5 protein-coding genes and 1 rRNA gene are annotated in these 5,198 nt (G+C 66.7%); 2 read left to right on the top strand and 4 right to left on the bottom strand.

Annotated features, from left to right (window positions below):
• Both rrf and E1263_RS41820 read left to right on the top strand, forming a co-directional pair.
• Positions 1-78, top strand: a 5S ribosomal RNA gene (gene rrf, locus E1263_RS41815); the annotation flags it as partial.
• Between the two features lie 52 nt (positions 79-130).
• Positions 131-1,948, top strand: a complete 1,818-nt coding sequence (locus E1263_RS41820; protein WP_132177935.1) for a hypothetical protein — start codon at positions 131-133, stop codon at positions 1,946-1,948.
• On the opposite strand, the gene E1263_RS41825 is transcribed toward E1263_RS41820, so the two are convergent.
• The 4 genes from E1263_RS41825 to E1263_RS41840 form a co-directional block, all read right to left on the bottom strand.
• Positions 1,949-2,914 carry a catalase family protein gene (locus E1263_RS41825; protein ID WP_132177937.1) on the bottom strand — a complete coding sequence of 322 codons (966 nt, stop codon included), beginning with the start codon at positions 2,912-2,914 and terminating at the stop codon, positions 1,949-1,951.
• 56 nt (positions 2,915-2,970) lie between these two features.
• Positions 2,971-3,945, bottom strand: a complete 975-nt coding sequence (locus tag E1263_RS41830; RefSeq protein WP_132177939.1) for a phosphotransferase enzyme family protein — start codon at positions 3,943-3,945, stop codon at positions 2,971-2,973.
• A 50-nt stretch (positions 3,946-3,995) separates the two neighbouring features.
• On the bottom strand, positions 3,996-4,475 hold the full coding sequence (locus tag E1263_RS41835; protein WP_132177941.1) for a hypothetical protein: 480 nt from the start codon (positions 4,473-4,475) through the stop codon (positions 3,996-3,998).
• 10 nt (positions 4,476-4,485) lie between these two features.
• On the bottom strand, positions 4,486-5,198 hold a 713-nt coding region (locus E1263_RS41840; protein ID WP_132177943.1), incomplete at its 5' end, for an LLM class flavin-dependent oxidoreductase.

Genomic DNA, 5,198 nt, shown 5'->3' on the forward strand with positions numbered 1-5,198 from the left:
CCGAACCTGGAAGTTAAGCCCTTCAGCGCCGATGGTACTGCGACCGGGAGGTCGTGGGAGAGTAGGACGCCGCCGGACATTCACACTGTTAAGGGCCACCCCACTGGGGTGGCCCTTAACATTTGTCTGGATGTATTTGCTCTGGGTCTGTTTGCGCGGCCGTAACAATGCCGCCGGATGCCTCGTTGTGCAAGCCATGCGCCGTGAGCACGTGGAGGACCTGTACGACTCCCTGGTATTCGTGGCGTTCCAGGCCACCTCGACCCGATTGGGTCGGCATCGACGCGTGCTGATCGCGCACGGCGTCGTCCAGCGGCTTCCTCAGCTGCTTGTTGCTGATGACGTTGCCGCGCCCGAGGTCTTTCGGGTGGTGGTGAAGGAAGCGCTGCAGGCTGACGAGGGCCGGCGCTGGGTGCGGATCCGTGGACTGCGGTTCTTCCCCGTCACTGATGCGCTCGAGCCACTGCAATTCGAAGAAGCACTGCGCGCAGTCACCCCTGAGGTTCGGGTGGCCTGGGCGTTGTTACATCGTGCTGCCTTCGACCGGATCACCGTGCTGCGGATCCTTCAGGAGCTAGGCATTCCGAAGGCAGCCGCCGTACTGGATGCTGCCGACGCAGTGCCGGTCGACGCGGATCAGGTCTTCGACCCCTGCGCGGTGCGTCTTGCCCCGGACTGGGAGACGCGGTCGCAGCGTCGTCGTTGGCTGCTGGCGCTCCCCTTGGTGCTGGTCGCCGGATGCCTTGCGGGTTGGGGGTTTGCGCCTGATTCGCCCGAGCCAGTTGCCAACCAAGCTCCGCTGACGACCATCCGTGATGCGGCTGGCTTGTCAGCGGCTCCGGCTGATCAATGGCAGCGCACCTCGAAGCTGGACTTCGGTGCTTGGCCGGCTCGCGGTGAGCTCGTGCAGGACAACGCGCTCCATGAGCGGCTCTGGCAGTTCTGGCTGCGCGGCGAGAACGTGACCGGAGCTGCCGGGACGACCGCAACAGCTCCTGCACAACGCCCGTCGATGCTGTACGCCGGTCGCTTCGCCGACACCCTCGTGGCCATCGTGTACGACGGCAGCCGCATCGGCCGGTACGTCGAGACCGCCGGGTCAGGCAGTCTGCGCATCGAACGGGTGGATTCCGCTGACCTGATGACATCGGCTGCGGTCGTGCTCAACCGGTCCGCGGCTGGAACGCAGTACCTGCTGGCACCGTGGATCGCGGCGGCCGCCGTACGGGATCTTGCCGTGCCGGCTGCTGCCTCGAAGTCGTTGTCGTTTGAGGGCGGTGTGACTGCGGCCGTGCCGAGTGGGCGGGCTGGGTGTCGTAGCCGAATTGCGCTTGAGCTGCGGAGCTCGCCTGCGGTGGCTGAGAAGCACGCGTTCGTTCTGGCGGATCTCGGCGACTCGATTCCGGCGCACCTCACCTACATGCCACTGCCTAGCCGCGGTGCGGCGCGGTCGCCGCGTGAGGTGCTGAGTGCGGACGCGCGTCGGTCGTGGGCGTTGCATGCCTGTGGTTTGGACGCCTGGCACAACCAGGGCACTCGGTTGGTGAACAGCTGGTCGTTCGCGCAGCAGAAGCTGCCGACCGGCGGCGTCGCGCGATGGACTTGTGTGCGTGTCGACGGCTGGTCTGGACAGGGGAAGGCAGCGGTCCGGCTCGAGCTGCCGAAGGGACCGGCGCAGCAGGTGGCCGCGATGACGGATACCAGTAGCTGTGGCAGGTTCTCGCAGAACGTATTGGCTGCGACTGTCTGGCGATCACCGGCGCGCGAGAACTATGTCCTCGCCGCCGGCAGCCGCCATGTCAGCCAACTGTCCGTGCAGACCAATCGCGGTCGGGAGACGGCGAGCTCGCCGTTGGCGTTCAAACTCCCCGCAGGTACGACGCCCACCGCCGTCCGAGGCAAGCTCGACAACGGTAAGCCGATCGACGGTGTTGGTGTCTCGCCCTAGCTATTTCGCTCCGCGCGCTTGCTGACTGGCGAAGTACGCGACCTTGCGAGCGCGCATCACCTCACCCAGCGGACGATGCTCGACCAGCGCGTTCCACGGATCGAACCGGGAGTCCTCAACGGTCTGGGCGAACTCCTCGTCGGGCTCCTGCTGCGGAACCGTCAGCCGGGCAACGGTGAGGTACGGCGATGTCCAGGTCGCGGCGGCATTCTCGATCGGGGTCGTTGCCTCGTCCTGGAAGAACTGAACCTGCAGCTCGTAGACGAGCGGCGCCACGGCCAGTCGGCGGAAGAGGTCGGCGCCCCAGTCCGCTGACGCCGTACTGTCCACTTGGTCGGACGCAGCGGCGATCCGCACCCGGACGGCGTACGGGCCGTAGGCAACAGGTGCTGCGCTGAAGAAGTCGTGTGTGGCGAAACCGCTGAACGGCTCGCGGAGTGCGGTGACGACCTCCTTCACCTTCGGGATCAACGAAGGTGAACCGATGATCTTGCGGATCGCTCCACCAGGTGTGCTGCCCGTGGTGAGCACAACGCTGCTGAAGTCCACACTGGTCGCGGAGCTGAAGTGCTCGTGGTTGATCAGCGCGAAGTCCTGGCTCTTGGCCTCGCCACCGAGGGCGCCCTGCCCAGTCACCCCAAGGACCTTGAGCGAGAAGCCCCGCACATCCGGCGCCTTGTCGGCCGCGACGTTGAAGCCACCGTTGGAGATCCGCAGCCAGGTCTCGAACGACGACCCCGGTACGGCGAACAGTCCCTGCCTGGCGTACTCCGGCAGCTCGTCGACCACCTCGAGCCGAGCCCGCAACGCAGCCACCTGGCGGCGATGCAACGCCCGGCCGCCGCCGTACTTCCCGGACTTACGCAGCTGCATCGCGACGAACCCCTCGGCCTGCGTCTTGTGCCGCTCCGCCTCGTCCGCCCCGACAACCTCGCGCCATTCGGTGCTCGGCTCAACCTCAGTCATACGCCCTACCTTCCCTGGTGGTCACCCCATCATGGCGCCTCGCCCCCACAGCTTGGTTACAGGAGGCGGGTGAGGGAGCGGTGGATGTAGTCCATGGTCTTGTCGAGGTCGGCGGCGAAGGCTGGGTTGACCTGAGCCATGCCGGCGAACCAGAGGCCGAAGGCAACATCTCGGGTGGCGATGAAGGCGTTGAGGTGGGTGAGGTCGGGGAGCTGGCGGTGTTCGGCGTAGCCCTCGAGGAGTGCTGCTCGGAGGGCGGGGTAGTTATCGCGGTAGCGGTTGTCCCAGAGCGGGACGGCGATGTCGTAGAGCCAATAGCCGAGGCCGCAGTCGTCGAAGTCGATCAGATGGACGGCGTTGCCGTTGAAGAGTGCGTTCTCGAGGTGCAGGTCCGCGTGGATCAGGCCGAAGGAGTCGGTGGTTTCGCCCAGGTCGGCGAAGATGACGCGCATCCGGCGGGCGATCTCGTCGTACTGGGCGCGGACCGGCGGCGGTAGGAGGTCCCAGCAGTCGGCGGCGGAGACACCGCCGTACTCCATGGTGTTGCCGAAGAAGGTCTCCCAATCCCAGCGCATGCGGACGAGTTTGGTGGGTGGGGTCCACGCGGCCGCGTGATTGTGGAGACGCGCGAGAACGCTGCCCACTCTGCGGAAGTGGATAGGGCGCGGGTGAGTTGCCTGCATGCGCCCGCCCTGCCAGCCGAGCACCGAGCAGACGAGGTCGTCTGCGGTCGTTGTCCACTCGCCGTCGCGGGCTCGGATCGGTGTCGGCACGTTGAGGTCGGTTTCTGCCTGCAGAGCCGCCAGCCAGTCGAGCTCCGACCCGACTGCGAGTCGTGAATCAACCGCCGGCCCATGCCGGTTCGGACGATGCACGCGCAGCAAGAACCGCCCGCTGGGGGAGTCAACGCGGAAAGTGGTGTTCTCCCCATGCGCAATGAACGTCAGCCGCGGCTCGTCGATCGCATAGCCCGCCAACGCCCGCACCGCCGTCCGACGGATGCGTGCGACCTGCGCGCGTTTCGACTCCATCCGTCGAGCGTAAGTCTGCCGATTCCCCCACCGCCAAGGCTTTTGCCCCTTCAGGCACCAGACCGTGAGCCCCACGGCTGTGCGTCGCGAGGCATCGTGCGATCACACACCACCGGTACGCCGACCTCCGCGCTCAACGCAGCAACCAGCGCCTCGGGATCGACGCCCGGATCCGTCCACACCCAGATGCTGACGCCGGAATAGTCCTTGAGCGGGCCAGTCGAGGCGAGGACGTCGCCATGGTCGTCCATGAACTGCTTGGCGATCGGCATCAGCTCGTCCAGCGCATAGGCGGCTTCCTCGAAGCTGACGGGGACTGGCTGCTGAGCCGCGAGTCGTCGCAACCCGTCCGGCGGCGGACCCTTCCAGTAGACGATCACAGGCCCCTCAACCCGCTGTCCCAGCACGCCACCGGCATTGGGGCCCTTGCTGGCGTGGATCCGGGCGGCAAGCTCACGAATCGTGACACGCGTGGGAGTGTCGTCGGGATACGTCCATTCTGGGGGTGCGTGCTGCCAGGGATCGGTCATGTTCCTCAGGCTAGGACGGTGGGCCGGATCGGACGATGGCCAGCGTTTCCTCGACTGGGAGCGGTGGGATCCAGCGGCCCCACCAGGTGGCGCCGGCGGCTGCGAAGGCGGCCGGGTCGCCGCCGCTGACTTTTACCTCGAAGCCATCGGGTGAGCCGCGCTCGGCCAGGAGCTCCCGGATGTCGTCCGGTGTGAGCTGCTGGGGTGCGTCCGTGCTCCCCTTGTAGGCGCAGCTGCCGTCCCAGCGGAGGATCCGCCGTCGTACTGCCGGGATCAGCAGATTGCCGCCTACCCACACTGGGATTCGCGGTTGCTGTAGTGGTCGAGCCGTTAGTTGAGCGCCGTCCACCTGGTAGTGCTTCCCCGCGAATGTCACGGGCTCGCCTGACCACAGGCGGTCGATGACCTCGAGGCCCTCGTCCAGCATCTCCGCCAACACCCGCGGCGAGTGCTGAGGCATGAACGGATCGCCGGGGTCCCCGATCCCCACCCCAAGGACAAACCGCCCGTCTGACAAGTGATCGAGCGCAACGGCCTCCGCCGCCACCGTCCACGGACTTCGCCGGGGGAGCGGCGTGACCGTCATACCGATCCTGATCCGCGACGTGGCTATCGCCATCGCCGCCAGGCAAACCCACGGATCCCACGTCGGCTCCGACGCATCCCCCTGGTAGACGAGGTAGTCCTCCAGGAACACCCCGTCCCACCCGGACTCCTCCGCCA

Source organism: Kribbella antibiotica, from assembly GCF_004349055.1.
Taxonomy (GTDB): Bacteria; Actinomycetota; Actinomycetes; order Propionibacteriales; family Kribbellaceae; genus Kribbella; species Kribbella antibiotica.

What these genes read in the sequence shown, in the direction of transcription:
- E1263_RS41830 (WP_132177939.1), bottom strand. Translation starts at nt 3,945, where the DNA reads ATGGAGTCGAAACGCGCGCAGGTCGCACGCATCCGTCGGACGGCGGTG.
- E1263_RS41835 (WP_132177941.1), bottom strand. Translation starts at nt 4,475, where the DNA reads ATGACCGATCCCTGGCAGCACGCACCCCCAGAATGGACGTATCCCGAC.
- E1263_RS41825 (WP_132177937.1), bottom strand. Translation starts at nt 2,914, where the DNA reads ATGACTGAGGTTGAGCCGAGCACCGAATGGCGCGAGGTTGTCGGGGCG.
- E1263_RS41820 (WP_132177935.1), top strand. Translation starts at nt 131, where the DNA reads ATGTATTTGCTCTGGGTCTGTTTGCGCGGCCGTAACAATGCCGCCGGA.